The following is a 26,177-nucleotide window of genomic DNA, read 5'->3' on the forward strand; positions in this document are numbered from 1 at the left end:
AGGTTCCGGAGCAAGCATGAGCGCGATCAACCACACAGTGGCCGCACTGGCCGAGCGATTCGAGCTGACGTTCAAGGGCGACGGCGCGCGTGTCATCGATGGCGTCGGCACGCTGGCCGGCGCCGGACCCAGCCAGCTGAGTTTTCTCTCCAACAGCAAGTACACCACTCAGCTGGCCGCGACTTGCGCCGGCGTGGTGGTACTGCGCGAAGAAAACCTCCCTGACTGTCAGACCTCGGCTCTGATCGCCAAGGATCCGTACGTTGCCTACGCGCGGATCGCGGCGCTGTTCGAACGGCTACCGGCAGCACCGCCGGGCGTCCACCCCACTGCCGTGGTCGCCGCCAGTGCGCGGATCAGCGGCAGCGCCAGCATCGGTCCCTGCTGCGTGATCGAGGACGGTGCCGTGATCGAGGACGGTGTGATCCTTGGCCCGCATTGCATTATCGGTGAACACTGCACAGTAGGTGCGCAATCGCGGCTGGTAGCCCGGGTCACCCTGGTCACCCGGGTCACGCTGGGCAGGCGCGTGCTGGTGCATCCCGGCGCGGTGATCGGTTCGGACGGCTTCGGCCTTGCGTTCGATTCGGATCACGGCCGCTGGATCAAGCTGCCGCAGCTCGGCGGTGTGCGCATCGGTGACGACTGCGAGATCGGCGCCAACACCACGATCGACCGCGGTGCGCTGGACGACACCGTGCTGGAAGAAGATGTACGACTGGACAACCAGATCCAGATCGCCCACAACGTGTACGTCGGTGCGCATACCGCGATGGCCGGTTGCGCCGCGGTCGCCGGCAGCGCGAAGATCGGTCGTTACTGCATGATCGGCGGCAACGCCGGTGTGCTCGGCCATCTGGAACTGGCCGACCGGGTTACCATTACCGCCAAGAGCCTGGTCACACATTCGATTCGCGAGCCCGGCGAATATTCTTCCGGTGTGCCGCTGCAGGACAACCGCCAATGGCGCAAGAACGCGGCACGCTTCAAACATCTGGATGAGTACGCGCGCCGGTTGTCGGCGCTGGAGAAGGACAGCAACAATGAGTGAAAAAAATTCGCATCTGTCGGTACCGATCAACGTCGAGCAGATCCAGGCGCTGCTGCCGCATCGCTACCCTTTCCTGCTGGTGGATCGCGTCATCGAGATCGTGCCCAACGTCAGCGTGGTCGCGATCAAGAACGCGACCATCAACGAACCGTTCTTCCAGGGTCACTTTCCCGGCCACCCGGTGATGCCCGGTGTGCTGATCGTCGAGGCGATGGCGCAGACCGCCGGGCTGCTGACCCAGATCAGCCGCCACCTCAATGGCGACAAGGGCAGCCCGCTGTTCTATCTGGTCAAGATCGACAATGCGCGTTTCAGCGCACCGGTGGTTCCCGGCGACCAGTTACGCCTGGAGGTCGCGCAGAAACGCCTGGTGCGTGGCATGGGCCTGTTCGTGGCGCGGACCCTGGTCGACGGCAAGGAAGTGGCAAGCTGCGAACTGATGTGCGCCGCGAGGGCTGAGAAGTGATTCATCCCACCGCGCTGATCGATCCCTCCGCCGTCATCGGCGTCAACGTCAGCATCGGTGCCTACAGCGTGATCGGTGCCGAAGTGGAAATCGGCGACGGCACGGTGATCGGCCCGCATGTGGTGATCGAGGGTCCGACCAAGATAGGCCGCGACAATCGCATTACCCAGTTCGCCTCGCTCGGCGGCGCCCCGCAAGACAAGAAATTTGCCGGCGAGCGTACCGAGCTGGTGATCGGCGACCGCAACCTGATCCGCGAATTTGCCACCATCAATCGCGGCACCGGTGACGGCGGCGGCACCACCCGCATCGGCAATGACAACTGGGTACTCGCCTACGTCCATGTGGCGCACGACTGCCAGATCGGCAACAACGTGGTGTTCTCCAACTACGCGGCACTGGCCGGGCATGTGTCGATCGGTGACTGGACGATCCTTTCCGGCTATTCCGGCGTGCACCAGTTCTGCAAGGTCGGTGCGCATGCATTCATCGGCATGGGCTGCCTGGTCGGCCACGATGTGCCGCCGTTCGTGATGATGGCGAACGAGCAGCAGGGTCGCCCCCGCGGCATCAACAGCGAAGGCCTGAAGCGGCGTGGCTTCGACGCCAACCGCATCGCGGCGATCAAGCGCGCCTACCGCACCTTGTACATGGCCGGCCTGTCGCTGCCCGAGGCACGCGAGAAGCTGGTCGAACAGGCACAGCAGAGCGCCGACGTGCGGGCCATGCTCGATTTTCTCGACCACAGCGAACGGGCGCTCGCCCGATAAGCGTGAAACGCTTATCGGGAAATCAAGCACGCGTTCTTGCTCTGACTTTGACTTAGGCCGGAGGCGTCGACATGCAGATCATCGAAGCCCCTCTCCTCATCGCCATCCTCGCCGGCGAAGACTCCGGCGACCAGCTCGGCGCCGACCTCGTGATCGCGCTGCGTCAACGTTATCCGCAGGCGCGATTCGTCGGCATCGGCGGTGCGCGCATGCAGGCGCAGGGCTTCGAGTCCTGGTACGACATCCGCGAACTTTCGCTGTTCGGCTTCAGCGAAGTGATCAGCCATCTGCCGCGACTGCTGCGCTTGCGCAAGGCACTCGTTGCGCGCCTGCTGCAGGCCAGGCCTGCCGTGGTGATCGGCATCGACGCACCCGATTTCAATCTCGGCGTGGAGCAACGGCTGAAACAGGCGGGCCTGTTGACCGTGCACTACGTGAGCCCGTCGGTCTGGGCCTGGCGCGAAAAACGCGCCGAGAAAATCGGTCGCAGCGCCCATCGCGTGCTGTGCCTGTTTCCGATGGAGCCGGCGATCTACGCGAAGCACGGCATTGACGCCCGCTTCGTCGGCCACCCGCTGGCCGACCGTTTCGCACTGGTGTCCGATCGCATCGGCGCTCGCGACTTTCTGCAACTGCCGCAGACCGCCCCCGTGCTGGCCGTGTTGCCGGGCAGTCGGCCGTCCGAGGTCGCACGACTCGGCCGGATTTTCATCGACGCCGCCAGCCGGGTCGCCGCCGCGTTGCCGGGGCTGCGCATCGTGATTCCCGCCGCCAATCCACAAGTACACGCCAGGCTGAAGGAACTGCTGGGCAACCGACCGCACGATGAAGCGGCGCCTTTGCTGCTGGACGGCCACGCGCATGAGGCCATGCTGGCCGCCGATGTGGTGCTGCTGGCCTCCGGTACCGCCACGCTGGAGGCGATGCTGGCCAAGCGGCCGATGGTCGTCGGCTACCGAGTCGCGCCGATGAGCTACCGCATCGCCCGCGCCATGAAGATGTTGAAGACCGATGTCTACGCGCTGCCCAATATCCTGGCGCGCGCAACGGGCATCGGCGATCGGCTGGTACCCGAACTGATGCAGGTCGACTGCACGGCGGAAAACCTGGCCAGCGCTACCCTCGCGCTGTTCCGCGACAGCGAGCGGCGCGGCGCCATCGTCGCCGCGTTCGAGCAGCTGCATCAGGCATTGCGCGGCGGGCTGGAAGGTCATGCGGGAGATCGCGCGGCCGCCGCCATTGCCGATTTGATCAGCGAGAACCACGCCGGTGGGTAGGCTTTCCGCGAGCGCCAATCCATCGCCTCCATCCTCCTTCGCCCGCAAGGAGAATCTCTTCGGTCGCCAGCAGGGAGAGGAGCCGGCAAAAAGGTTTTTCATCGCCGGGGTGGACGAGGCCGGCCGCGGACCGCTGGCCGGTCCCTTGGCGGTAGCGGCCGTCATTCTCGATCCCGACCGCCCTATCGCCGGTCTCGACGATTCCAAGAAACTCAGCGAGGCCAAACGCGAGGCGTTGTACCCGCAGATCATCGAGCGCGCGGTGGCCTATTGCATCGTGTTGATCGAACGGGACGAGATCGACCGCGTGAACATCTTCCAGGCCACCATGGCCGGCATGACCCGTGCGGTAGCCGGCCTCACACCGGCGGCCCACGAAGCCATGATCGACGGCAACATGCTGCCGAAGGACCTGCCCTGCCGCGGCCGCGCGATTGTCGGCGGCGATGCGCTGGAGCCTGCGATCAGCGCCGCCTCTATCCTGGCCAAGGTGAGTCGGGATCGACTGATGGTGGCGCTCGATGCCATCCATCCCGGCTACGGCTTCGCCAACCACAAAGGCTATTCGACCCCGGCGCACCTGACCGCGCTGCGGCAGCTCGGGCCGTGCGACCAGCATCGCCGGAGCTTTGCGCCGGTGCGCCTGCTGCTGGATCAGGCGAGATTGTTCTGATCGGCCGACCTGTCGCGCCGCAAAATGAGATCAATCCATCTAGCCCATTCGTCTATGCAACTATTTCCCGCGCAAGCGCATCATTCCCTATAGGAATCCCATATGCACGGACGCGCCAGCAACACCGGCCTGCCTAAGGGACCTGCCGACCAGCTGTCATCAGCGCGGTCATCGGCGCCCTCGCAGACTGCAGGAGTCGCGCCATGATGCTTCCGAACAACCCCGAATCCGTACTACTGAAACCCGCGGCCACACCCGTGTCGCCATCGGTCGACCCCGCGCCCGCCGATGTCGAAGACGACCGACAGGAACACGCTGACTACAACCTCCATAAGCTGGCGGTGCCCAGCCTTGGGCACTATGTCATTCATGACGACGAAGACGAACGCTTTCACGTGAGCTGATCGCTTCAGCCGCTCCCGGGCCATGTCGATACGCCTGCTCCGAGCCAGTGCCCCGGCCGTCGCTTTCGCCATCCGGCAGGTGTTGCTACTCTGGCTAAACCGGCCAGGGGGCCAGCCAGGGGATGGATGACATGCGCAGGATTGGCGTCGTGCTACTAGGGCTGATGCTCTGCTTCTCCGCCAGGGCAGAAATCCAGCCGGGCGAAACTCCGCCAGACGCATTGGGTACCACACAGCATGGAGAGGTAGTGAGTGTCTCCTCCTTGCATGGCAAGGTTGTGGTGATCAGTTTCTGGGCTACCTGGTGCGGCTACTGCATGAAGGAGATGCCCGTACTGGCGAACTTGCAATCGCTGGCTACCGAACGAAACCTCCCCTTGCAGGTTGTATCCATCAATTCCCGGGAAAGTCGCGATGTCTTTGTGCGCAGCTCCCGCGCGCTGAGAAAGAGCCTGCCAGGGTTGCTTATCACCTGGGACAGTGATGATGCGATTGGCAAGCCCTATGGTGCCGACAAGGCTATTCCGGTCATGGTGATGCTGCATCGCGATGGCACTGTGGCACACGTCCATGTTGGCTACGGCGAGGACATGCTGGACAGCCTGGTGGCCGAAATCAACGCCTTGCTCGCCGAGCCCGCATCGTCCCCGGCCGTCGCCGGCATCCACTGATCACTGCAACACCGGGATCACCCGATTGCAGGCGGATTGCAGGCGCCGCCGGGCTTCGCGCAAACCGTACAGAAGTCAATCTTGCCGCTGGACAGAGCGCCGGTTAGCCTGCATGGACTCACCGCGCAAATCTGCATGACCGTCCGCTATACCCACCTGCACCTGCACAGCGAATATTCGCTGGTCGATTCGACTATCCGCATCAAGGCGCTGGTCGCGGCCTGCGTGCGCGACGGTATCCCGGCGGTGGCGTTGACCGACGAATGCAACATGTTCGCACTGGTGAAGTTCTACAAGGCATGCAACGCGGCCGGTATCAAGCCGATCGGCGGTTGCGACCTGTGGATCAGTGCGCCGGACGACCCGCGCCCGTGGCGGCTCACCTTGCTGTGCCAGAACCGCGCGGGCTATCTCAATCTGTCGCGGCTGGTTTCACGGGCATGGCAGGAAGGGCAGCACGGTGGCCGCGCCTTGGTCGAAGCCGGCTGGCTGAGTGCCGACGCCAGCGGCGGCCTGATCGCCCTGCTGGGGCGCGACAGCGAGGTCGGCCGCATCGCGGTCAACCAGGGTATCGAGGCAGCGCTGGCGAAGCTGCGCCCTTTGGCCCGGCTGTTCCCCGAACGGCTGTATCTGGAGCTGACCCGCTGCGGCCGCGACGGCGAGGAGAACTGGAATACCCTCGCGCTGGCCCTCGCCGCCGAACTCGGCCTGCCGGTACTCGCCAGCAACGACGTGCGCTTCCTGACGCAGGACGACTACGGCGCGCACGAGGCACGCGTGTGCATCAACCAGGGCCGCGTGCTGGCCGATCCGAAACGTCCGCGCGACTACAGCGATCAGCAATACCTGAAAACGCCCGACGAGATGGCCGCGCTGTTTGCCGACCTTCCCGAAGCACTGGAAAACACGGTCGAGCTGGCCAGGCGCTGCACGCTGGAACTGGAGTTCGGCAAGTACTACCTGCCCGATTTTCCGGTACCCGAAGGCTACGACCTCGACAGCTACATCCGTGAACTGTCGCGGCACGGCTTGAAGGAGCGCCTCGCCCTGGCGCCGCTCGCCGCCGGCTATACGCTGGCCGATTACGAGGCGCGGCTGGAACGCGAGCTCGACGTCATCATCAAGATGGGCTTCCCCGGCTACTTCCTGATCGTCTCGGACTTCATCCGCTGGGGCAAGGACAACGGCATTCCGGTCGGCCCCGGTCGTGGCTCGGGCGCCGGCTCGCTGGTGGCCTGGGCGCTGAAGATCACCGATCTCGACCCATTGCAGTTCAACCTGCTGTTCGAACGCTTCCTCAATCCGGAACGCGTGTCGATGCCCGACTTCGACATCGACTTCTGCATGGACCGCCGCGACGAGGTGATCGACTACGTGTCGCGCAAGTACGGCCGCGACCGCGTCAGCCAGATCATCACCTACGGCTCGATGGCGGCCAAGGCGGTGCTGCGCGACTCCGGCCGCGTGCTCAGCATGGGATATAGCCAGGTCGACAAGCTGGCCAAGCTGATCCCGCCGCGGCCGCTCGATCTCACTTTGTCGGACGCGCTCGGCCGATCGGAGAAATCGAAGAAGGAGACCGACCGCGTCGTCAAGGAATTCTGCGAGGCATACGAACACGACGAAGACGCCCGCGCACTGATCGACCTGGCACTGAAACTGGAAAACCTCACCCGCAACGCCGGCAAGCACGCCGGCGGCGTGGTGATCGCGCCGACCCCGCTGACCGACTTCGCGCCGCTGTACTGCGAAGCAGGCGGCGGCGGCGTGGTGACCCAGTACGACAAGGACGACGTGGAAGCGGTCGGCCTGGTCAAGTTCGACTTTCTCGGCCTGCGCACGCTGACCATCATCGACTGGGCAGTGAAAGCGATCAATGCGCGTCGCGCGAGAACCGGCGAAGCGCCGCTGGATATCGCGCAACTGCCGCTGGACGATCCCAAGCCATACGGGCTGCTGAAGAAGGCGCAGACCGTCGCCGTGTTCCAGCTCGAATCCTCTGGCATGCAGCGCATGCTGAAGGACGCCAAGCCCGACCGCTTCGAGGACATCATCGCGCTGGTGGCGCTGTATCGTCCCGGCCCGATGGACCTGATTCCCAGCTTCATCGCGCGCAAGCACGGCCGCGAGGATGTGGAATATCCCGACCCGCGCGTCGAGCCGATCCTGCAAGAGACCTACGGCATCATGGTCTACCAGGAGCAGGTGATGCAGATGGCGCAGATCGTCGGCGGCTACTCGCTCGGCGGCGCTGATCTGCTGCGCCGTGCGATGGGCAAGAAAGACGTCGAGAAGATGGCGAAGGAGCGCGCCAAGTTCCGCGAAGGCGCCGCGAAGGACGGCCTGGCCGGCGACAAGGCCGATACCATCTTCGACTTGATGGAAAAATTCGCCGGCTACGGCTTCAACAAGTCACATGCCGCCGCGTATGCGCTGGTCTCCTACCAGACCGCCTGGCTGAAAGCGCATTACCCCGCCGAGTTCATGGCCGCGACGATTTCGTCGGACATGGACAACACCGACAAGGCGGTGACCTTCCTGGACGAATCGCGCGCGCTCGGCATCACCGTGCAGCCGCCGGATGTCAACGCGTCGGAATACATGTTCGTCGCGGTCGAACCGGACGCTTTATCCGGTGCCTCGCGCCAAGGCGCTCACACGATCCAGTACGGACTCGGTGCGATCAAAGGTGTCGGCCAGGGTGCGTGCGAGGCGATCGCCGCCGAACGCAGCCATGGCCGCTACACCGACCTGGCCGACTTCTGCCGCCGGGTCGATCCGACCAAGCTCAACCGCCGCGTGCTGGAGGCACTGATTCTTTCCGGCGCGCTGGATGCGCTGGCGCCAAACCGCGCCAGCCTGATGCTGCAGCTGCCCGACGCGATCAAGGCCGCCGAGCAGCATCTGCGCGACAAGCAATCCGGCCAGAACGACATGTTCGGTGCGGCGACGGACGCCCTGACGCCGGTCGTGCACATCAACCTGCCGACCGTGCCGGAATGGCCGCTGGAGCAGAAGCTGCAAGGCGAGCGCGACACGCTGGGGCATTATCTGTCCGGCCATCCGACCGATCCGTGGAAGGACGAGCTGGCCCAGCTGTCCACCTGCCCGCTGGGCGAGATTGGCGACCGCTACCAGCCGCCGAAGCCGCGCAAGAACGATGACGGCGACAACAATCGTTTCCGCCGCGGGCCGGACACGCCCTGGACCGTCGCCGGCATGGTCACTGCCGTGCGAAAACGCGGCGACAGCGATGCGTTCGTGCGGCTGGAAGACGGCAGCGGCATCATCGAGGTGAGTTTCTTCGGCGAGCTTTATCAGCAGGTCGCGCCACTGCTCACCCGCGATCAGATGCTGATCGTCGACGGCGGCTTGCGCATCGACGACTTCTCTGGCGGCGGCTTCCAGCTGCGCGCACGCAGTGCCTGTTCACTGGCCGACGCCTGCCGCAGGCATGCGCGACTGCTGCAGCTGAAATTGAACGGCGTCGGCCCCGACTTCATCGCCCAGCTGCAACATGTGCTGGCCGGCTACCGTGGCGGCCGCGCCAGCGTGATGCTGCACGGCTACCGCAACCGCAACGCCCAAGCCGACATCGAACTGGGCGAAGCATGGCGCGTAGACGCCGTCCCCGACCTGCTGCGCGCCGTGCGCGCGCTGCCCGGCGTGCAGGCGACCCGTCTGCGCATCGTCAAGCAGCAGGATTGAGCTAGTTACATAACTTGTGGGGGCGGCTTCAGCCGCGATGCTTTTCGATCTTGTAGCCGGGCTACAGCAAAGGCATCGCGGCTGAAGCCGCTCCCACAATGCATCTACGATTTGCCTCTGCGCTCCAGCATCGCCTTCAGGTCAGCAAAGGGATTGCCGGTAGCCGGCGGCGCATCCTCGACTTCCATCACACCACCGCGCACGTGGTCGATATGACGCGAGTGCTCGTTGTCGTGGCAGTACACGCACAGCAGCTCCCAATTGCTGCCATCGGGCGGATTGAAGTCGTGATCGTGGTTGCGGTGATGCACGGTCAGTTCCTGCAGGTTCGCGCGGGTGAACTCGCGCGCGCAGCGGCCGCATACCCACGGATACATCTTCAGCGCGCGCTCGCGATAGCCCAGTTCGCGCTGTTCAGCGTTGCGGCGCGCCTCGGCCACGATGCGGTCGAGCTTGGCGTTGTCGATGGGCGGCTTGATCGGCATGGTCGGACGGGTTCATGCAATACGGAATGGGTGGACGATAACGCAATCGGGCGTGGCATGGCGGGCATCTGTCGAACCCGTCACAGCCATACGGCGGCGTTCTCGCGTTTTCCCGGGGGACGGTATACTGAGCCGCTCTGTGCCACGAAATGCAACGAATGAACCCAAACTTCCTCGATTTCGAACAACCGATCGCCGAACTGGAAGCGAAGATCGAAGAACTTCGCCATGCCAGCAGTGGCCAGGCGTTCAACATCGACGAGGAAGTCGGCCGTCTGCGCGAGAAGCTGAAGATCAAGACCGCCGACATCTTCCGCAACCTCAACTCCTGGCAGACCACCCAGCTGTCGCGCCATCCGGCCCGGCCATACACGCTCGACTACATCGGCGTGATCTGCGAGGAATTCCACGAACTGGCCGGCGACCGCATGTATGCGGACGACGCCGCCATCGTGGGCGGCATCGGCCGCATCAACGGCCGACCGGTGATGATCGTCGGCCACCAGAAGGGCCGCGACACAAAGACCAAGGTGCGCCGCAACTTCGGCATGCCGCGCCCTGAGGGTTACCGCAAGGCGCTGCGCCTGATGAAGATGGCCGAGCGCTTCGGCCTGCCACTGCTGACTCTGATCGACACGCCCGGAGCCTACCCTGGCGTCGGCGCCGAGGAGCGCGGCCAGAGCGAGGCGATCGCGCGCAACCTGATGGAAATGGCCGAACTGAAGGTGCCGATCGTATGCACCGTGATCGGTGAAGGCGGTTCCGGCGGCGCACTGGCGATCGGCGTCGGCGACCGCACCTTGATGCTGCAGTACTCGACCTATTCGGTAATCTCGCCGGAAGGCTGCGCCTCGATCCTGTGGAAGAGCCCGGACAAGGTGAAAGACGCCGCGGAAGCGCTCGGCATGACCGCGCCGCGCCTGCTGGAACTGGGCCTGATCGACAAGCTGGTACGCGAACCGCTCGGTGGCGCCCATCGCAATCCGCGCTCGATGGCGATACGCCTGAAAGCGGTGCTGCTGAACCAGCTCGACGAGCTGGAAGCAATGCCGTTGCCCGACCTGCTCGCCCAGCGCTACAAGCGCCTTCGCAGCTACGGCGCGTATCAGGAATAAGTCCGGGGGCAGTCTCCTGAATTGCGGGTCCGGGTACGTCCAAGGTGAACCCCTTCGATACCAGAGCGATTCGATAGCACGGTTTTAACGCGAAGCACACCGCCGCTTACAGCGTCGGGTCTAGACGTTCGCCATCCGTTGCGTAACAACGGTGATCCCCCAAGGGCCATAGCGAACGCGCGAAAGATTCCCGTCAGGCATGTGTCATGTCGAGCATGTCGCCGCGCGGATCGCCAGGGGGAGCCTTTGGGCCTGCTTGCCACGGCTTTGACCCGAGTGGAGGGCTCCCCATGACGCACTTTTCACCACGAACGACGATGCCGAAACACCTGTTGATCGCGCTCGCCATTGCCGCCGCGATCGGTGGCATTACCCTCTCCCCAGCCGCGTTCGCCGGTGTGGAGGGGCACCGCAATATCCTCATTGCCGATCAGTTCAACAACCGCGTCATCGAAATCGACCGCGACACTCACCGTGTGCTGTGGCATTTCGGCAACGGCTCCGACCTGCCGGGGCCCAAAAGCATCGTGGGCGTGAACGACGCCGAACGTTTCGGCGTGTTCACGCTGATCGCGGGCACCGGCATCCCCCCCAGCGATCCGGCCCTTCCAGGCTGCGCTGATCCGGTCAACGGCTGCCCCGACAACCGCGTGCTGATCGTTGGCCGCAACGGTGACATCATTTGGCAGTACGGCAAGGGAGGTATCACGGGGTCGGGTCCGAACGAACTGAATACCCCGGTGCATTCCCTGTTCCTGACCGGCTTTCCGCATCATCCCGGTGCGCATGTGCTGATCACCGACCAGGGCAATCAACGCATCATCCTGGTCAATCTGGCACACAAGATCGTCTGGCAATACGGCATGACCGGCGTGGCCGGCAACGGCCCGAACCAGCTCAGCAATCCGAACAGCGCGGAAGTGCTGAAAAACGGCCACATCCTGATTGCGGATGAAAGCAACGATCGGGTCATCGAGATCAACCCCAACCTGCAGATCGTCAAGCAATTCACCGCCATGGGGACCGTGAGCGGCGCCGCCTTCGCCAGCCGGCTGGACAACGGCGATACGCTGATCACCGACTCCAACAACAGCCGCATCGTCGAAGTCGACGGCAACGACCATGTCGTCTGGCAATACTTCACTAACACCGACCCGGGCAGCAACACCACGCCGCTGCCAACGCGGGCATTGCGATTGCGCAATGGCGATACGCTGATCAGCGATCAATTCAATCAACGTGTCATCGAGGTCACGCCGAACGGGAAGATCGTGTTCCAGCAAGGTGCCCTCAACTTGTCCGGTGCTGGTTTCAACCAGCTCAACGGACCTTACGACGCCAAGGTGATAGGCGACTTTACCGGCATCACGCCACCTTATGGCTTCGACGGTGATACAAACACTCACTGAAACCCGGTGTGATTCCGATCATCGACAGTCAAGCCCCGGCCCATGGCCGGGGCTTCGCTTTCATTGACCCTATCCTTCCCGTGGCTGACGCCTGCAATGCGCGTGTGCATCGTCGACGCAGCAAGGCGCTACCATCCATGCCATCACTTGCTGCTGCGGGAGTTCCGCCATGGCCCACGACACCACCAAGCTCGCCGTATTGATCGACGCCGACAATGCACGGCCGGCGATCGTCGAGGGCCTGCTTGCGGAGATTGCCAAATACGGCACCGCGCACGTCAAGCGCATCTACGGCGACTGGACCAAGCCCGACCTCAACGGCTGGAAGGAAGTGCTGCTGCGCCATTCGATCCAGCCGATCCAGCAGTTCCGCTACACCGTCGGCAAGAACGCCACCGACTCGGCGATGATCATCGACGCGATGGACCTGCTCTACGCCGAGCGCTTCGACGGCTTCTGCATCGTCTCCAGCGACAGTGACTTTACCCGGCTCGCCTCGCGCATCCGCGAATCCGGCCGTATCGTCTACGGCTTCGGCGAGAAAAAGACGCCCGAGCCGTTCCGTACCGCCTGCGACAAATTCATCTACACCGAAGTACTCGCCGGTTCGACCACGGCCACCGCCGAAGCCGCACCGAAGCAGCGCTCGGCCAAGGAGCTGCGCAGCGACACGCATCTGCTCAACCTGCTGCGCGGCGCGATCGAGGCTGCTTCGGACGACACCGGCTGGGCCGGGCTGGGCGCCATCGGCAGCATCGTCAACAAGCAGTCGCCCGACTTCGACTCGCGCAACTACGGCTACGGCAAGCTCAGCGGGCTGATCAAGGGTATCGGCTTGTTCGATACCGAGGAACGCCAGATCGGCAACGGCAAGCATCTTTACGTGCGGCCCCGCGTCCCAAAGAAATGAGCGATTCGAAATGAGCGATCCGTTGCTCCAGCATCTGCTTGCCGCCCTGGCGGCTGCCCCGTCGGCACCGCTGAGTGTCGCGTTCAGTGGCGGCCCGGATTCCACCGCGCTGCTGCATGCGCTGGCACAACTGCCCGAGGCGCGCGCGCGCGGGCTGCGCGCGCTGCATGTCGATCATGGCCTGCACGCCCACAGCGCGGCATGGGCCGAGCACTGCCGACGCTTCTGCGCCACGCTGGGGCTGCCGTGCGAAGTACTCCGCGTGCAGCTCGACAGCAGCAGAGGCGAAGGACTGGAAGCGGCTGCGCGCCGCGCGCGCTATGACGCACTCGCCACGCAATTGCGCGACGGCGAGTGGCTGCTACTCGCCCATCATCGTGACGATCAAGCCGAGACCGTATTGCTGAAACTGCTGCGCGGCGCCGGGCCGGAGGGGCTGGGCGGCATGCGTGAGCTTCGCCCGTTCGGTCGCGGCCGGTTGTGGCGGCCTTTGCTGGCGCTGCCGCGTCAGCGGTTGCGTGACTACGTGGCGACGCATCGGCTGGATTGCATCGACGACCCCTCCAACAGCGACACCCGCATGGCGCGCAACCAGCTGCGCCGCGAAATCCTGCCACGGTTGACGCGGCACTGGCCGCAGGCGGTCGATTCAATCGTGCATAGCGCCGCGCTCAGCCGTGCCGCCGCCGATGCGCTGCGGGTGCAATGGCTGGCCGCGTTCGATGTACTGCACGATCCGGCCAACTGCAGTCTGCACGCCGACGGCTGGCTCGTGCTGAATCCCGCGCTGCGCGAGCCGCTGCTCGATCACTGGCTGCATGCCCGCGGCCTGCCGGCACCCACCACCGCGCAGCGGCGGCAGATCGAGCGCCAGTGCGGCGCACGGGCTGGCCAGTTGCCGTGCATTCGCTGGGCCGGTGCCGAATTGCATATCTGGAAGGATCGGCTGTGGGCATTGCCGCCCGAAGTCGTCGTCGACACCGACTGGGAGTTGTCCTGGCACGGCGAACCGGTAGCGCTACCCGACGGCGGCAAGTTGTCGCTGACCGATGCCAGCGGCCGCCTCGCCGAACCGCTGAGCTTGCGTCTGCGTCGCGGCGGCGAGCGCATCAAGCCCGCTGGCGATGCGCATACACGCGAGCTGCGCGACCTCTTCCAGCAGGGGTTGGTGCCGCCGTGGCGGCGCGCGGCCTGTCCGCTGCTGTATGTCGGCGACGAGCTGGTCGCGGTGGCCGACCGCTGGCTCAGCGCACGCGGCGCGGCGATTTTCCAGCAAGCCGGTGCCCGGCCACACTGGCAGCCGGCACGCTGATCTGCTTCGACAGGCGGCACGGGGAGCGTTCCCTCTCCTCAATCCTCTCCCGCTGGCGGGAGAGGAGGCGAATGTGCCGAGCGGGTTCGCAATTTCGTACATGACCGTGGTTTCCCGGATCGCGTCCACTTTGATCGATCTGTTTTCAGATTGATTCCGGACGGCTGCTGCGTTAGCGTTGCGGGCCATGGCCAAGACCGCACCCTCATCTGTCAAAACCCCGCCCAGCGTCGACTTCGAGCACTCCCTGGATGAGCTGGAGCAACTGGTCGCGCGGATGGAAGGCGGCGAACTGAGCCTGGACGAATCGCTGGCCTCGTTCGAACGTGGCATCGGCCTGTTCCGCCATTGCCAGCAGTCTCTGCAGCAAGCCGAACTGCGCGTGCGCCTGCTGCTTGATCCCGATGCCCCCGACAGCGCTGAACCGTTTGAACCCGAACTATAAGCTGGGCCGTGAACTGCAGTCGCTGATCGTCCGTGCCGAACAGGCACTGAGCCGCAGCCTGCCGCCGGCCGAACAATCCCCCGCGGAACTCCATCGCGCGATGCGCTACGCCGTGCTTGGCGGCGGCAAGCGGCTGCGTCCGCTGCTGGTGTACGCCAGCGCGCATGCGCTCGGCGAAGATGGCCCGCAACTCGACGCGGCGGCCTGTGCGGTGGAGCTGATCCACGCCTACTCGCTGGTGCACGACGACCTGCCGGCGATGGACGACGACGCGCTGCGCCGCGGCCGCCCGACCTGTCATGTCGTGTTCGGCGAAGCGATGGCGATCCTCGCCGGCGACGCGCTGCAGGCACTGGCGTTCGAACTGCTGGCCGATGACACGACGCACCGAATCGACGCGAACACCGGCATGGCGATGCTGCGCGTGCTCGGCCGCGCCTGCGGCGCCGAGGGCATGGCCGGCGGCCAGGCACTCGACCTCGCCGCGGTCGGCCAACCGCTGACACTCACCGAACTGGAACACATGCACGCCTGCAAGACCGGCGCGCTGATCCGCGCCTCGGTACAACTCGGTGCGCTGATGGCCGGCGCCGATGCCGGCTCGCTGGACGCGCTCGACCGGTACGCCCATGCCGTCGGCCTGGCGTTTCAGGTACGCGACGACATCCTCGACGTGGAAGGCGAATCGGCGGTGATCGGCAAGACCGCCGGCAAGGATGCCGCCGCCGACAAACCCACCTTCCCCTCGATCATCGGCCTCGACGCCTCACGCGCGCGGCTGGCAGAACTGACCGAGTCCGCGCTGGCCGCGATCGCAGTCTTCGGCGAACGTGCCTCGCTGCTGGCCGAGCTGGCGCGCTACACGGCGTATCGCGTGCATTGAAAAGGGCGGCTTGTGCCGCCCTCGTTCAAACCGGAAATGCTTCCCGGATCAGACTGATCAAGCCACACCTTCCTTCGGGTCGGCACCGTATTGGTTGGAACCCTGGTCGCCAGCGATGGCAAACAGCACGATGATCCAGATCCAGCCGATCAACGGGATCAACGCAACCAACCACCACCATCCGCTGCGACCGGTGTCGTGCAGACGGCGCACGCCCACCGCAAGGCCTGGTACGAACATTGCCAAGCCGTAAAGCGACCCCAGCATGTGAAAATGGATCGCCCTGCCGATCAGTCCCACTACGATCGAAATGATCAGGTTGACCAGAAAGAACATCCAGTACTCGGTACGACGGGCGCGCCCCTCGAAATCCGCGTAGTGGCCCTTGATGCACTTCAGATACCAGTCAAAGAAACCCATGGATCGACTCCCCTTTCGATAGATTCACGCTTGTCCCTGCGAACAGGACGCCCCGTCTCGCCGCCCACTCACACCGATGGGAGACAGCGCGAGTCTATGGGAAATATGCCGCGTGCCGCCAGGCGCATCGGCGGCACTGAACCTGCTTCAATTGATCAGTCGCAGCGCGAACGGGTAGCGATACAGAGTCCCCTCGTTGGCTTTGATCGTGCCGACGATCACGAACACCAGCCAGAGGATCACCAATACCGGCAACAGCAGGAATCCGATCAGCACGATGCACAGCAGCCCACACACGATCGCGGCAATGGCTACGGTGATGTTGAAGTTCAGCGCCTCTTTACCCTGGTCGTTGACGAACGGCATGGTGTCTTTCTTGATCAGCCAGATCACCAGCGGGCCGATGATGCTGCCGAACGGCATGACCAGGCCGGCCAATGCCGACAAGTGCGCAAACGTCGCCCATTGACGCTCTTCAGCGGATGGACCCACGGTCACCGGGTCGCTTGGCGGAGGCGGAGTGACAGACTCGGGTGGAACGCTCATGCGTATCTCCTTGAAGTCGGAACTTGCGTGGACAACGTGTCTATTGACAGCTGGCCGGCCGCGCCGGTTGCGTGGATGCTAACAAGCTTGGCCCCCTTTGCCGAGTGAACTTGCGACCTATGAAAAACCTGCAGTTGGCTATTCGCCGGCCACCGTCATCCGCTCCAGCAGAATCGAGCCGCTGAGAATGTGCGAACGCTGATCGACGTCGGTACCCACGGCAACGATCCCGGCGAACATCTCGCGCAGATTCGCCGCGATAGTGATGCCTTCCACCGGATACGCGATCTGCCCGTTCTCGACCCAGAACCCGGACGCACCACGCGAATAATCGCCGGTGATGGTGGACACGCCCTGCCCCATCACCTCGGTCACCAGCAGGCCGGTGCCCATGCGCCGCAGCAAGCCGGCGAAATCGTCCTGCGCGTGGTTCGCGCTGCCCGGATCGACGATCAGGTTGTGGATGCCGCCGGCATTGCCGGTCGATTCCAGCCCCAGCTTGCGCGCCGAATAGCTGCCAAGCACGTAGCGCGCCAGCACGCCGCCTTCGATCAACGCACTGTCGCGGGTCGCCACACCTTCGGCATCGAAACTGCCCGAGCCCTGCCCACGCAAAAGCTGCGGCCGCTCGTTGATATTCAGCCACGAGGGCATCACCGGCTTGCCGATGTGATCGAGCAGGAAGCTGGCCCGGCGATACAACGCGCCGCCGCTGACCGCACCCAGCAGATGCCCGACCAGCCCGCGCGCCAGTTCCGGCACGAACAGCACCGGGCACTGCCGCGTCGACAGGCTGCGCGCGCCCATCCGCGCCAGCGTGCGCTCGGCGGCCTTGTCGCCAAGCGCCTTCGCACTCATGAAATCACCGGCGGCCCGTACGCTGTCATACCAGTAATCGCGCTGCATGCCGTCCTCGTCGCCGGCGATCAAGGCCAGCGACAGCGAATGCCGCGTGCCGCGCTCGCGCCCGACGAAGCCGTGCGAGTTCGCGTACACCGACACGCCCTGCCCGGCCTGCACGCTGGCGCCGTCGGAGTTGCTGATGCCGGCATGCGCGCGGCCGGCATCCTCGATCTCGATGCCCAGCTCGATCGCGCGCGTGGTGTCGATATCCCACGGATGCCACAGGTCGAGGTCGGGGAATGACGTTGCCATGCGCGAAGCGTCGGCCAGGCCCGCGGCCGGATCGGCCTCGGTAAAACGTGCGATCGCACAAGCCTGGTCCAGCGTGGCCTGGATCGAGTCCGGATGCAGATCGGCCGTACTGGCCGAACCTTTGCGCTGGCCGAAGTACACGGTGAGGCTGAAGCCGCGGTCGCGCGTGTGCTCGACCGTCTCCACCTCGCCCAGCCTCACATTGACGCTCAGCCCTGTGTCGATGCTGGCTGCCACCTCGGCCTGGCTGGCGCCGGCGGTGCGGGCGCGGCGGATCACGTCCTCGGCCAGTTCGGCCAGCCGGTCAAGTTCGGCCTCACTTCGATCCGTCTGGCTGCGGTCCTGGCTGGTGGCAACTTCGCTCACGTTGGGCTTTCCTGGGATTTAGGCGGGTAGAATAAGCGGTTCGCGACCGCTGACCTTAAAAATGGGGTCACGGCGACGAAATGAAAAGAGCTGCGGAGAACGCCCATGCAACCCACCGCCGGCATCTATCGTCACTACAAGGGTCAGCGCTACCGCGTGCTGGGTACCGCGCATCACAGCGAAACGCTGGAGCCGCTGGTGGTCTATCAGGCGCTCTACGGCGATCACGGCCTGTGGGTGCGCCCGGCCGCGATGTTCAGCGAAACCATCGAGCTGGACGGTGAGCCGATCGCCCGCTTCGCGCTGGAGCAGGTTGAAACAACCAGCGACGACGATACGCATAGCAGCTGATCACGCACCGCTGACCCACGCACTACAACTGGAATTGAAACCCGTGAGCCCGAGCCGCAGCCGCAACCAACACGAACTCGACGAAGAGGATTACGGCCCCAGCCGCACCCAGCAGCGCCGCGAGGCACTCGCCGTGCTGGTGTTGGCTCAGCAACTGGTCGATCTGCAACCGAGCCGGCTGGCCAAGCTCGAACTGCCCGACGACGTGCGCCACGAGATCGACGTCACCCGCCGCATCACCTCGCATGGCGCTAAGAAGCGCCAGCTCGCGTTCCTCGCCAAGGTGATGCGCCGCTACGGCGAAGAAGACTTCGCCGCCGTGCGCGCCGAACTCGGCGAGAACCGCGAGAAGCAGCGCCAGGAAAACGCGGCGATGCACCGCCTCGAAGCGATGCGCGATCGTCTGATCGCCGAGGACGAGGGCGCGCTGTCGGAATTGATCGCCGAGCATCCGCAGGTTGATCGGCAGCATCTGCGGTCGCTGGTGCGGCAGGCGCGTCTGGAAAAGGAAGTCCCGAACAAGCCGCCAAGGGCGTATCGGGAGATTTTTCAGTTGTTGAAGGATCTGGGCAAGGCGGGCGATTCGGCCGAGGGCTGAGCGATTCGCGACACTTTGCGCGACGCGCGCCTGTGGGAGCGCACTCTGTGCGCGGTACTCTTACTCGTCCCAGCGAAGACTTGCAGACTCTTCCAGAGTCGTCATTCCGGCGAAAGCCGGAATCGCTTCTGCACTCTGGCATCAGAACTGAAGAGCTTTCACCCTCCTTCGGAGGGCGAGGCACTTCTCTTTTGCTTGTCCAAAGAGAAAGTGACTCTGTCGCCAAAGGCGAGCGAACGCTCTTTGCTCTAACCAAACAGAAAGGGCAAGAGCATCGCCCGCGAGCGGGCTCCTACAAAAAGAACCCACGACGCAAGTGACTCGGTTGCCGCAGGCAGACCAAAGCGCAGAAGCGATTCCGGCCTTCGCCGGAATGACGAGCACAATAAAAATGTGGAGTGACGGTTGCTCCGCTGGAAATGATCCCGAAGCTTACGAAGCCGTCCCACCCACCGTCATCGAATCAATCTTCAACGTGGGCTGACCCACGCCGACCGGCACACTCTGCCCGTCCTTGCCGCACACGCCCACACCCTCATCCAGCGCCAGATCATTGCCTATCATCGAGACGCGATTGAGCACGTCCGGGCCTGAGCCGATCAACGTGGCACCCTTGACCGGACGGGTGATTTTGCCGTCCTCGATCAAGTACGCCTCAGACGCCGAGAAGGTGAACTTGCCATTGGTGATGTCGACCTGGCCGCCGCCGAAATTCGGCGCGTATAGACCTTTCTTCACCGAGCGGATGATCTCCGCCGGATCGTGCTGGCCGGCCAGCATGTACGTGTTGGTCATGCGCGGCATCGGCAGCGAGGTGAACGACTCGCGGCGGCCATTGCCGGTCGGCGCCATGCCCATCAGGCGCGCGTTGAGCTTGTCCTGCATGTAGCCCTTGAGAATACCGTCCTCGATCAAGGTGGTGCACTCGGTCGGCGTGCCTTCGTCGTCGATGCTGAGTGAACCGCGGCGGCCTACCAAGGTGCCATCGTCGACGATGGTGACGCCCTTGGCGGCCACTCGCTGGCCGATGCGGCCGGAGAATGCGGAGCTGCCCTTGCGGTTGAAGTCGCCTTCCAGGCCGTGGCCGATCGCCTCGTGCAGCAACACGCCGGGCCAGCCGGGGCCGAGCACCACGGTCATGCTGCCGGCTGGTGCATCGACCGCATCCAGATTCACCAGGGCCTGACGCACCGCTTCATCGGCGAATGCGAGCGCTCGCCCGTTCTCGATCAATTCGCGATAGCCATAGCGACCGCCGCCGCCAGAGTTGCCCTGCTCGCGCCGGCCGTTCTGCTCGGCGATCACCTGCACACTGAGCCGTACCAGCGGACGCACGTCGGCGGCGAGTGTGCCGTCGGAGGCGGCGATCAGGATGGTGTCGATCGTGGCAGAGAGGCTGACGATGACTTGCTTGACGCGCGGATCGCGCGAGCGCGCGTACGCATCGACCTCGCGCAGCAACGCGATCTTGTCGGGATTGGGTAGGCTCTCGACCGGATCGATCGCCGGATACAGCTGGCGCGCGCCGTTCAATGCCAGCGGCTTGCCGGTACCGTTGCCGCCGTGGGCGATCGCGCGCGCGGCTTTCGAGGCTTCCAGCAACTGCGGCAGCACGATCTCGTCGGAGTAGGCGAAGCCGGTCTTCTCGCCGCTGATCGCGCGCACGCCCACGCCTTGCTCGATCGAATGGCTACCGTCCTTGACGATGCCCTCCTCCAGCAGCCACGACTCGCTGCGCGAATGCTGGAAGTACAGGTCGGCCGCGTCGATCGACGGGCCCATCAACTGGGTGAATACACGGTCGAGGTCGCCGGTGGCGATGCCGCCGGGGGACAACAATTTGCTTTCGGCTAGCGTGATCAGGGAATCCATGGGCTTTGTTCGTCTGCGGTCGATCGGTAACTATCCCACATGGGGCTGCCGCCAGCCGCTTTAAAGCCTTGGCACGGGCGCTGCGCTACCATGCGCGGCAACGCCGGCCGGCGTCTGACGTGAAGGATCACCATGAGCGAACACTCCAAACGCGAGGCTGCACGCGAAGCCCTTGGCCGCGCCGTGAAGGCGCCGGTCGCGCAGACCCGCGAACTGCTGCACGCCGACGGCGAGCTGACGCCTGGCCGCGGCATGATCACCAGCATCATCGCGCTGTCGCTGGGCTTCCTGTGCCTGCTGGCGGTACTGGCGTTCCACTTTCCGCAATACCTGACCACGCCGGATCTGCGCCACAAGTATTCGGTCGACGTGATCCGCCAGCTGCTGCTGGTCGGCTTGCTGGCGGCCGGTGGCATCTCGCTGGGCAATCTCATCCTCAATCGCCAGCGCAACCTCAACCTCGTAGCGTTCGTGCTGGTGATCGCGGCGGTGGCGCTGGGCGGTTCGCGCGTGCCGGTCGGCGAGTTCCCCGACCACACGCCGTACATCGGGCTGGACTGGTTCATCCTGGACCTGCTCGGCTCGACCCTGATCTTCGTGGTGATCGAGAAGCTGTTTCCGCTGTACAAGGGCCAGGCGATCTTCCGCAAGGAATGGCAGACCGATCTGAAGCATTTCGCGGTGAACCATTTCATCGTGGGGCTGGCGCTGCTGACGGTGAATTTCCTGCTGCACCACATGTTCGGCTGGCTGGTCAGCAGCCATTTCCAGCAGACCGTGCAGCACATCCCGTTCCTGCCGCAGCTGCTGCTGTGTGTGCTGGTGGCGGATATGGCGCAGTACTGGACGCACCGCGCGTATCACGAGGTGCCGTTCCTGTGGCGTTTCCATGCGGTACACCACAGCGTGAAGACGATGGACTGGCTGGCCGGCTCGCGCCAGCACATGCTGGAGCTGATCTTCACCCGCGTATGCGTGCTGGCGCCGCTGTACATCCTCGGCTTCAGCGAGGCGGCAATGAACGGCTACATCCTGATCGTGGGCTTCCAGGCGGTGTTCAACCACGCCAACGTGCATCTGCCGTGGGGACCGCTCAAATACCTGATCGTGACGCCGGATTTCCACCACTGGCACCACGCTTCAGACGACGAGGCGATCGACAAGAACTACGCCGCGCACTACGCGTTTCTCGATTACCTGTTCGGCACGGCGGTGAAGTCGAGCAACAAGTTTCCGGAGCACTACGGCGTGGTCGGCGATTACATGCCGGACGGCTTCGTCAAACAGCAGCTGTTTCCTTTTCGCGGCAACCAGACGCCGGCCGAACCGTCTGCGTAATCACGCAGGTTGTAATCCTGTGGATCAGGGATGGATCGAGCTGGCCGCGGCGGGCGGCTGCACGCTGCCCGCCGCGGCAGGCAGGCCGGTGGTAGGCAGACCGGTGGCGGGCGGACTCGTTGCGGGATTGAGCAGCAGCGGCGTGTTCGTGGCTCCACGCTTCTCGATCAAAGTCATCACCGGCTTGTCCCAGGTGCCGGTGACCTTGTAACGCGCGCTGGCCGCCTGATTCAGGCCCCTGCCGAGCAGGCCCTGCACGGCGAAGCCCGCCGCCGCACCGATCGGGCCACCGACCACCGCACCGACCAGTGGCAAGCTGTTGCCGACATGCGGCACCACCCGCATTTCCTGGTCGTAATCCTTGGCGCGCAAACCGGTACGGCCGGAGATGCTGATATTCGCCGCCGGACCGGCGATCAGTAGGTTGTCGGTGGTGGCATTGCCGTTCGACAGATGAAAGTCGCCGGCAATCGAATCGAATGCCAGCCCCTTGCCGAACACGTCGCCGAAATCCAGGGTGAGCCGGCGCGGCACTTCAGCCAGCGACACCAGTCCGAGCAAGCGCCCCACGCCGGGTGATGTCGCCTCGGGAATGCGGCCGTCGTTGACGTGAATGCTGAGGGTACCGTCCATCGTGGCCAGCGATAACGCGCTGGGGCTGCCGGGCCAGGTGGCGTCGAGCTGGTCGTGCGTCTTGCCGCCATTGACGAGTCCGTCAAAACCCAACGCCCCCAGCATCGCGCCGAGATCCTCGGCTGAGAAATTGATGCGCATGTGGGTGTGGCTGTTGCTGGCGCTGCCGTTCCAGTCGCCGCTGGCGTTGATCTGCACGCGACTGGACAGCGCGCGCAGCTGCTCGATATGCATGCCGGCCGCGGTCGGCCAGGTTTCCAGCCGGGCTTCGCCGAGCTTCGAGTCACCCAGGCGCAGGTCGCCGATCCAGAGATGGAACGGCGGCAGCGCACCCGGGTTGATGCCGGTATTGGCGGGATCGGACGCCGGCACAACCGCGGCCTTCGCACCGGCGGCCGGCGGGGTGGCTGCCGGCCAATACAACCGCTGCAATCGTGCGGTGACGCCGCGCTTGTCCAGCTCCTGGGTCGGTACACTGAAATTGCCCGCCATCGCGGCGCCATCCACATCGACGCTGAGCACGTCAGGTTGCGGCGTGGCGCGCAGTTTCAGCGCCCCCATCGGACGGCCGAACCAGCCAGCCTGATCGGTGCTGACATCGAGACTTTCCAATCCCGGGCCATTGCCACCGCTACCAGCCACCGTCTGCTGCACCCAGCCGGTGATGTCCAGGCGGCTGGCGTGACCGCGGATGCGCAGGCCGCTGGTGGGCAGCGCCTCCGGCATCTGATTGCCGAATGCCAGCGTACCTGCCAGTGGATGCTGTGCTCCGTCGGAGAGGCGCAGGTGCCCGCGTGCCGCATCGCCCAGTCCAAATTGCAGATCGCTGCCGCCGACCGGCAGGCTCATCGTCAGGTGCAGCGGCAGGCTCGCCACCGCCGGCTTGTCCAGCGGCGCCGGCAGGCCCAGCGTGATTCCGCTCAATGGCGAATCGACGCTGAGGGTTTGCGCCAGCGCGTCACTGCCCGGCACATGCGCGATCGTGAAACCGATGTCGAAGTCGCTGCGGCCGTCGGCCAGCTGGCCGAGCCAGTTCAGCGACGGGTAGTCCTGCACCAGTTCTGCCATGCGGTAGCTGCCCTGCAATTGCGCGGACAGCACAGTGGCCGGGTCGCTGTTGGCCGCTGCGATCGCCAGTTGCAGTTTCGACGGCTGGCCGCGAAAGCCGGCATCCAGCGGACCGGCCTGCATGCCATGCAAGTTGAAGCGCAACGGCCCGTTGAGCTTGTCCAGCTTGAGGTTCCAGTCCGGTGCGCTGAGGTCGGCGTCCTTCAGCTGGGCGTTGCCGTCCAGCTGAGCATCCTCGGCCTTCTTCAGCGGCATACTCAGGTGAAAATCGAAGGTGCCGCTGCCATCCAGATTCAGCTTGGCCAGCGTATCGGCCTGACGCATGCCGATCGGACTCTTGCGCACGAACTCCATCAGGCTGGCGCCGCTGCCGTTACCCTGCACGCTGAGATCCAGCAGGCCCTCGCCGAAATCCGGGATCAGCGCCACCGCTTTGTCCGCCTTCACGCCCAGCGACTGGCCACCGCTGGCCTCGACCAGCATGCCGTTGTTGATGAAGCTGGCCACCGCATTGACACCTTCCGCGTGCGGCCACTCCTTGCCGTAGTCGAGGGTCAGGTTGCTGATCACTGCACGCGCCTCGAAGCGCCCTTCGTTGTGGCGGAATGGCCAGTCCGCGAGATCGCCGCGCACCAGCACCTGCGCCTGGTCGAGACTGCCGGCCAGCAAGCCCCGATCCAGCCAGGCGATGGTGCCGGGCGACATCGAGCCTAGCGGCCAGAACAGTTTGGCCGCAGGCACATCGGCGTGGTCCAGCGTGGCGTAGAGGTCCAGGAACGGGCGGCCCTGCGCCGGCAAGATCACTTCGCCACGGGCCTGCCCGGCATACCCGGCGCCGGCAAAATCCAGCGCATCGACGCCGATATGCCAGTCGCCGTCCTGCGGCCAGAAAGCCAGCGTGCCGCCTAGTTGCGACATCACGAAGGGCTGCCGGAACGACTGCGGAAATTGCAGTGTTGTGGCCTGTGCCGGCAGCTCCAGCGACAGCGCTTCGGCGTCGCCGCGCAACTCGCCATGCAGGCTGCTCACGCCCGGCAATTTGCCGACCGCGTCGATGCCCAGATCGTTGAAGGCCACCGCGACGGCCTGCAACCCGTCGGCACGATTCCAGCGCAGCGCGACGCGGCTGAGGTCGCCACGCGGGTGTCCTCCACCCAGCCATTGCGCCAGCGCCGGCGCCAGCGCCGGTTTCAACGCCAGCCAAGGCAGCAGCGGCGCCAGCTGCAGCTCGCGCGCGGCGACGCCCATACTGGCCTGCGCGCTGCCAGGCTGATGCAGGCTGAGCGCCATAGCGCTGCCGTCGTCGCCCGCCCAGCGCACGTCGTAACCATCGCGGCTCTGGCGCACGCCGGCCAGTCCATGCAAAGACGCCACACTGGCGGCGCCACCCGTGGGCGCAGTTACCGTCAGCGTATCCAGGTCGAAGCGGATCAGGCTGCTGGTCAGCGTGCCCTCGCGCCAGTCCAGCCATGCGCTCAAGCGGCCATGGCCCTGGTTGGCCGTGTAGCCGCCCGGATCGATGCCGTTCAGCAACGGCTTCAGATCCACATCATCGACGCCCACCCACACCTGCCCGGCGCTACCGTCCTCGCGGAAGCGACCGGCCGTGTGCACGGCGGCATTCACGCCACCGCGCTGCAACACGCCGCCGAAGCGGATCTGGCCGCCTTGGTGGCTGAGGCGCAGTTGCCTGGACAGCAAGGTGTATTGCTTGTTCAACGTGGCTTCGGTGACCACCACGCGCAGGTCTTCCAGCCACAGGTCCACCGACATCTGGCCCAGCGACAGCGGCTGCCGATTGCCGCCGCCGGCGACGCCGATGCCATTGACGTGCCAGCCGCCGGCATCGTGCAGCAGGTCCAACTGCAGGCCGCGTACATGCAGGTTGAGCAGGTGCCGCGACGGCAGCAGCCAGCCGCCGAAATCGAGCTTCAATTCGGACTCGGGCAACTGCAACGCCGCACCGCTCTCGCCTGCCGCCGCACCGATCGTCACGCCGTGCATCACGAACAGCGGGCCCGATGGCGTCCAGCGACCTTCCATCGAAGCGAAGCTGACCGGCCGCTGCAGCCGCTGGCTGAGCTGTGCGGCCACCCACGCCGGATGCCGCGCCAGCAGCGGCAGCAGCAACTGGGTCAGCGCCACCAGCACGGCGAACAGGATCACCGTTACGCCGACGGTCCAGCCCAGCGCGCGGGCGCAACGATGCAGCCGTCGCTGCCACAGCGCGTTCACGCGTGGCAGCCCAGGC

23 protein-coding genes are annotated in these 26,177 nt (G+C 64.9%); 17 read left to right on the forward strand and 6 right to left on the reverse strand.

Going from position 1 to position 26,177, the window contains the following annotated elements; genetic code table 11:
• Nucleotides 1-16 precede the first annotated feature (16 nt).
• The 8 genes from lpxD to dnaE all read left to right on the forward strand — a co-directional run bounded on the left by lpxD (nucleotide 17) and on the right by dnaE (nucleotide 9,020).
• Entirely contained in the window at nucleotides 17-1,051 is a 1,035-nt protein-coding gene (gene lpxD / locus BUA26_RS02770; protein ID WP_072757665.1) for a UDP-3-O-(3-hydroxymyristoyl)glucosamine N-acyltransferase, read from the forward strand.
• Nucleotides 1,044-1,517 (forward strand): 3-hydroxyacyl-ACP dehydratase FabZ, encoded by a 474-nt coding sequence (gene fabZ, locus BUA26_RS02775; RefSeq protein ID WP_072757667.1) that lies wholly within the window; start codon nucleotides 1,044-1,046, stop codon nucleotides 1,515-1,517. Before lpxD ends, fabZ begins: the two co-directional genes overlap by 8 nt.
• On the forward strand, nucleotides 1,514-2,287 hold the full coding sequence (lpxA, locus tag BUA26_RS02780) for an acyl-ACP--UDP-N-acetylglucosamine O-acyltransferase (RefSeq protein WP_072757669.1): 774 nt from the start codon (nucleotides 1,514-1,516) through the stop codon (nucleotides 2,285-2,287). Before fabZ ends, lpxA begins: the two co-directional genes overlap by 4 nt.
• 71 nt (nucleotides 2,288-2,358) lie before the next feature.
• Nucleotides 2,359-3,564 (forward strand): lipid-A-disaccharide synthase, encoded by a 1,206-nt coding sequence (gene lpxB, locus BUA26_RS02785; RefSeq protein ID WP_072757671.1) that lies wholly within the window; start codon nucleotides 2,359-2,361, stop codon nucleotides 3,562-3,564.
• Between the two features lie 100 nt (nucleotides 3,565-3,664).
• Nucleotides 3,665-4,237 (forward strand): ribonuclease HII, encoded by a 573-nt coding sequence (gene rnhB, locus BUA26_RS02790; RefSeq protein ID WP_072759964.1) that lies wholly within the window; start codon nucleotides 3,665-3,667, stop codon nucleotides 4,235-4,237.
• 203 nt (nucleotides 4,238-4,440) lie between these two features.
• Entirely contained in the window at nucleotides 4,441-4,641 is a 201-nt protein-coding gene (locus tag BUA26_RS02795; protein WP_072757673.1) for a hypothetical protein, read from the forward strand.
• Nucleotides 4,642-4,772: 131 nt separating this feature from the next.
• Nucleotides 4,773-5,312 (forward strand): TlpA family protein disulfide reductase, encoded by a 540-nt coding sequence (locus BUA26_RS02800; protein ID WP_072757675.1) that lies wholly within the window; start codon nucleotides 4,773-4,775, stop codon nucleotides 5,310-5,312.
• 135 nt (nucleotides 5,313-5,447) lie between these two features.
• A complete protein-coding gene (gene dnaE / locus BUA26_RS02805) occupies nucleotides 5,448-9,020 on the forward strand; it encodes a DNA polymerase III subunit alpha (RefSeq protein ID WP_072759967.1) in 3,573 nt (1,190 codons plus the stop codon).
• Nucleotides 9,021-9,124: 104 nt separating this feature from the next.
• Here the strand turns inward: dnaE and BUA26_RS02810 are convergent, their stop codons facing one another.
• Nucleotides 9,125-9,505 (reverse strand): YajD family HNH nuclease, encoded by a 381-nt coding sequence (locus BUA26_RS02810; protein WP_072757678.1) that lies wholly within the window; start codon nucleotides 9,503-9,505, stop codon nucleotides 9,125-9,127.
• Nucleotides 9,506-9,663: 158 nt separating this feature from the next.
• Between BUA26_RS02810 and BUA26_RS02815 the strand changes: the two genes are divergently transcribed.
• From BUA26_RS02815 to BUA26_RS02840, 6 genes are all read left to right on the forward strand, one after another.
• Nucleotides 9,664-10,620: an acetyl-CoA carboxylase carboxyltransferase subunit alpha gene (locus BUA26_RS02815; RefSeq protein ID WP_072757680.1), complete on the forward strand. Its 957-nt coding sequence runs from the start codon at nucleotides 9,664-9,666 to the stop codon at nucleotides 10,618-10,620.
• A 206-nt stretch (nucleotides 10,621-10,826) separates the two neighbouring features.
• On the forward strand, nucleotides 10,827-12,029 hold the full coding sequence (locus tag BUA26_RS02820) for an NHL repeat-containing protein (RefSeq protein ID WP_143154158.1): 1,203 nt from the start codon (nucleotides 10,827-10,829) through the stop codon (nucleotides 12,027-12,029).
• A gap of 169 nt (nucleotides 12,030-12,198) precedes the next feature.
• Nucleotides 12,199-12,939: an NYN domain-containing protein gene (locus BUA26_RS02825; RefSeq protein WP_072757684.1), complete on the forward strand. Its 741-nt coding sequence runs from the start codon at nucleotides 12,199-12,201 to the stop codon at nucleotides 12,937-12,939.
• A gap of 10 nt (nucleotides 12,940-12,949) precedes the next feature.
• Entirely contained in the window at nucleotides 12,950-14,251 is a 1,302-nt protein-coding gene (gene tilS, locus BUA26_RS02830; RefSeq protein WP_072757686.1) for a tRNA lysidine(34) synthetase TilS, read from the forward strand.
• Nucleotides 14,252-14,438: 187 nt separating this feature from the next.
• Nucleotides 14,439-14,696: an exodeoxyribonuclease VII small subunit gene (locus BUA26_RS02835; RefSeq protein ID WP_072757688.1), complete on the forward strand. Its 258-nt coding sequence runs from the start codon at nucleotides 14,439-14,441 to the stop codon at nucleotides 14,694-14,696.
• Complete coding sequence (locus BUA26_RS02840) at nucleotides 14,680-15,579, forward strand: polyprenyl synthetase family protein (RefSeq protein ID WP_072757691.1); 900 nt, start codon at nucleotides 14,680-14,682, stop codon at nucleotides 15,577-15,579. Before BUA26_RS02835 ends, BUA26_RS02840 begins: the two co-directional genes overlap by 17 nt.
• 57 nt (nucleotides 15,580-15,636) lie before the next feature.
• Here the strand turns inward: BUA26_RS02840 and BUA26_RS02845 are convergent, their stop codons facing one another.
• From BUA26_RS02845 to pmbA, 3 genes are all read right to left on the reverse strand, one after another.
• A complete protein-coding gene (locus tag BUA26_RS02845; protein ID WP_072757693.1) occupies nucleotides 15,637-15,999 on the reverse strand; it encodes a DUF805 domain-containing protein in 363 nt (120 codons plus the stop codon).
• Between the two features lie 147 nt (nucleotides 16,000-16,146).
• Complete coding sequence (locus BUA26_RS02850) at nucleotides 16,147-16,545, reverse strand: DUF4870 domain-containing protein (RefSeq protein ID WP_072757695.1); 399 nt, start codon at nucleotides 16,543-16,545, stop codon at nucleotides 16,147-16,149.
• Between the two features lie 138 nt (nucleotides 16,546-16,683).
• On the reverse strand, nucleotides 16,684-18,066 hold the full coding sequence (pmbA, locus tag BUA26_RS02855; protein ID WP_072757698.1) for a metalloprotease PmbA: 1,383 nt from the start codon (nucleotides 18,064-18,066) through the stop codon (nucleotides 16,684-16,686).
• Between the two features lie 105 nt (nucleotides 18,067-18,171).
• On the opposite strand from pmbA, the gene BUA26_RS02860 reads away from it, so the two are divergent.
• Complete coding sequence (locus BUA26_RS02860) at nucleotides 18,172-18,417, forward strand: DUF1653 domain-containing protein (RefSeq protein ID WP_072757700.1); 246 nt, start codon at nucleotides 18,172-18,174, stop codon at nucleotides 18,415-18,417.
• A 43-nt stretch (nucleotides 18,418-18,460) separates the two neighbouring features.
• Nucleotides 18,461-19,015 (forward strand): ribosome biogenesis factor YjgA, encoded by a 555-nt coding sequence (gene yjgA, locus BUA26_RS02865; RefSeq protein ID WP_072759969.1) that lies wholly within the window; start codon nucleotides 18,461-18,463, stop codon nucleotides 19,013-19,015.
• Nucleotides 19,016-19,447: 432 nt separating this feature from the next.
• Here the strand turns inward: yjgA and tldD are convergent, their stop codons facing one another.
• Entirely contained in the window at nucleotides 19,448-20,887 is a 1,440-nt protein-coding gene (gene tldD / locus BUA26_RS02870; RefSeq protein ID WP_072757702.1) for a metalloprotease TldD, read from the reverse strand.
• A 132-nt stretch (nucleotides 20,888-21,019) separates the two neighbouring features.
• Between tldD and BUA26_RS02875 the strand changes: the two genes are divergently transcribed.
• Complete coding sequence (locus BUA26_RS02875; protein WP_072757704.1) at nucleotides 21,020-22,225, forward strand: sterol desaturase family protein; 1,206 nt, start codon at nucleotides 21,020-21,022, stop codon at nucleotides 22,223-22,225.
• Between the two features lie 24 nt (nucleotides 22,226-22,249).
• Here BUA26_RS02875 and BUA26_RS02880 read toward each other — a convergent pair whose 3' ends face one another.
• Nucleotides 22,250-26,161: a YhdP family protein gene (locus BUA26_RS02880; protein ID WP_072757706.1), complete on the reverse strand. Its 3,912-nt coding sequence runs from the start codon at nucleotides 26,159-26,161 to the stop codon at nucleotides 22,250-22,252.
• Nucleotides 26,162-26,177: the final 16 nt, after the last annotated feature.

This window comes from Rhodanobacter sp. OK091 (assembly GCF_900142825.1).
Lineage (GTDB): Bacteria > Pseudomonadota > Gammaproteobacteria > Xanthomonadales > Rhodanobacteraceae > Rhodanobacter.

Coding starts and splice junctions, on each gene's coding strand:
- lpxD (WP_072757665.1), top strand. CDS start 17: ATGAGCGCGATCAACCACACAGTGGCCGCACTGGCCGAGCGATTCGAG.
- fabZ (WP_072757667.1), top strand. CDS start 1,044: ATGAGTGAAAAAAATTCGCATCTGTCGGTACCGATCAACGTCGAGCAG.
- lpxB (WP_072757671.1), top strand. CDS start 2,359: ATGCAGATCATCGAAGCCCCTCTCCTCATCGCCATCCTCGCCGGCGAA.
- BUA26_RS02795 (WP_072757673.1), top strand. CDS start 4,441: ATGATGCTTCCGAACAACCCCGAATCCGTACTACTGAAACCCGCGGCC.
- BUA26_RS02800 (WP_072757675.1), top strand. CDS start 4,773: ATGCGCAGGATTGGCGTCGTGCTACTAGGGCTGATGCTCTGCTTCTCC.
- dnaE (WP_072759967.1), top strand. CDS start 5,448: ATGACCGTCCGCTATACCCACCTGCACCTGCACAGCGAATATTCGCTG.
- BUA26_RS02810 (WP_072757678.1), bottom strand. CDS start 9,505: ATGCCGATCAAGCCGCCCATCGACAACGCCAAGCTCGACCGCATCGTG.
- BUA26_RS02815 (WP_072757680.1), top strand. CDS start 9,664: ATGAACCCAAACTTCCTCGATTTCGAACAACCGATCGCCGAACTGGAA.
- BUA26_RS02820 (WP_143154158.1), top strand. CDS start 10,827: ATGTCGAGCATGTCGCCGCGCGGATCGCCAGGGGGAGCCTTTGGGCCT.
- BUA26_RS02825 (WP_072757684.1), top strand. CDS start 12,199: ATGGCCCACGACACCACCAAGCTCGCCGTATTGATCGACGCCGACAAT.
- tilS (WP_072757686.1), top strand. CDS start 12,950: ATGAGCGATCCGTTGCTCCAGCATCTGCTTGCCGCCCTGGCGGCTGCC.
- BUA26_RS02835 (WP_072757688.1), top strand. CDS start 14,439: ATGGCCAAGACCGCACCCTCATCTGTCAAAACCCCGCCCAGCGTCGAC.
- BUA26_RS02845 (WP_072757693.1), bottom strand. CDS start 15,999: ATGGGTTTCTTTGACTGGTATCTGAAGTGCATCAAGGGCCACTACGCG.
- BUA26_RS02850 (WP_072757695.1), bottom strand. CDS start 16,545: ATGAGCGTTCCACCCGAGTCTGTCACTCCGCCTCCGCCAAGCGACCCG.
- BUA26_RS02860 (WP_072757700.1), top strand. CDS start 18,172: ATGCAACCCACCGCCGGCATCTATCGTCACTACAAGGGTCAGCGCTAC.
- tldD (WP_072757702.1), bottom strand. CDS start 20,887: ATGGATTCCCTGATCACGCTAGCCGAAAGCAAATTGTTGTCCCCCGGC.
- BUA26_RS02875 (WP_072757704.1), top strand. CDS start 21,020: ATGAGCGAACACTCCAAACGCGAGGCTGCACGCGAAGCCCTTGGCCGC.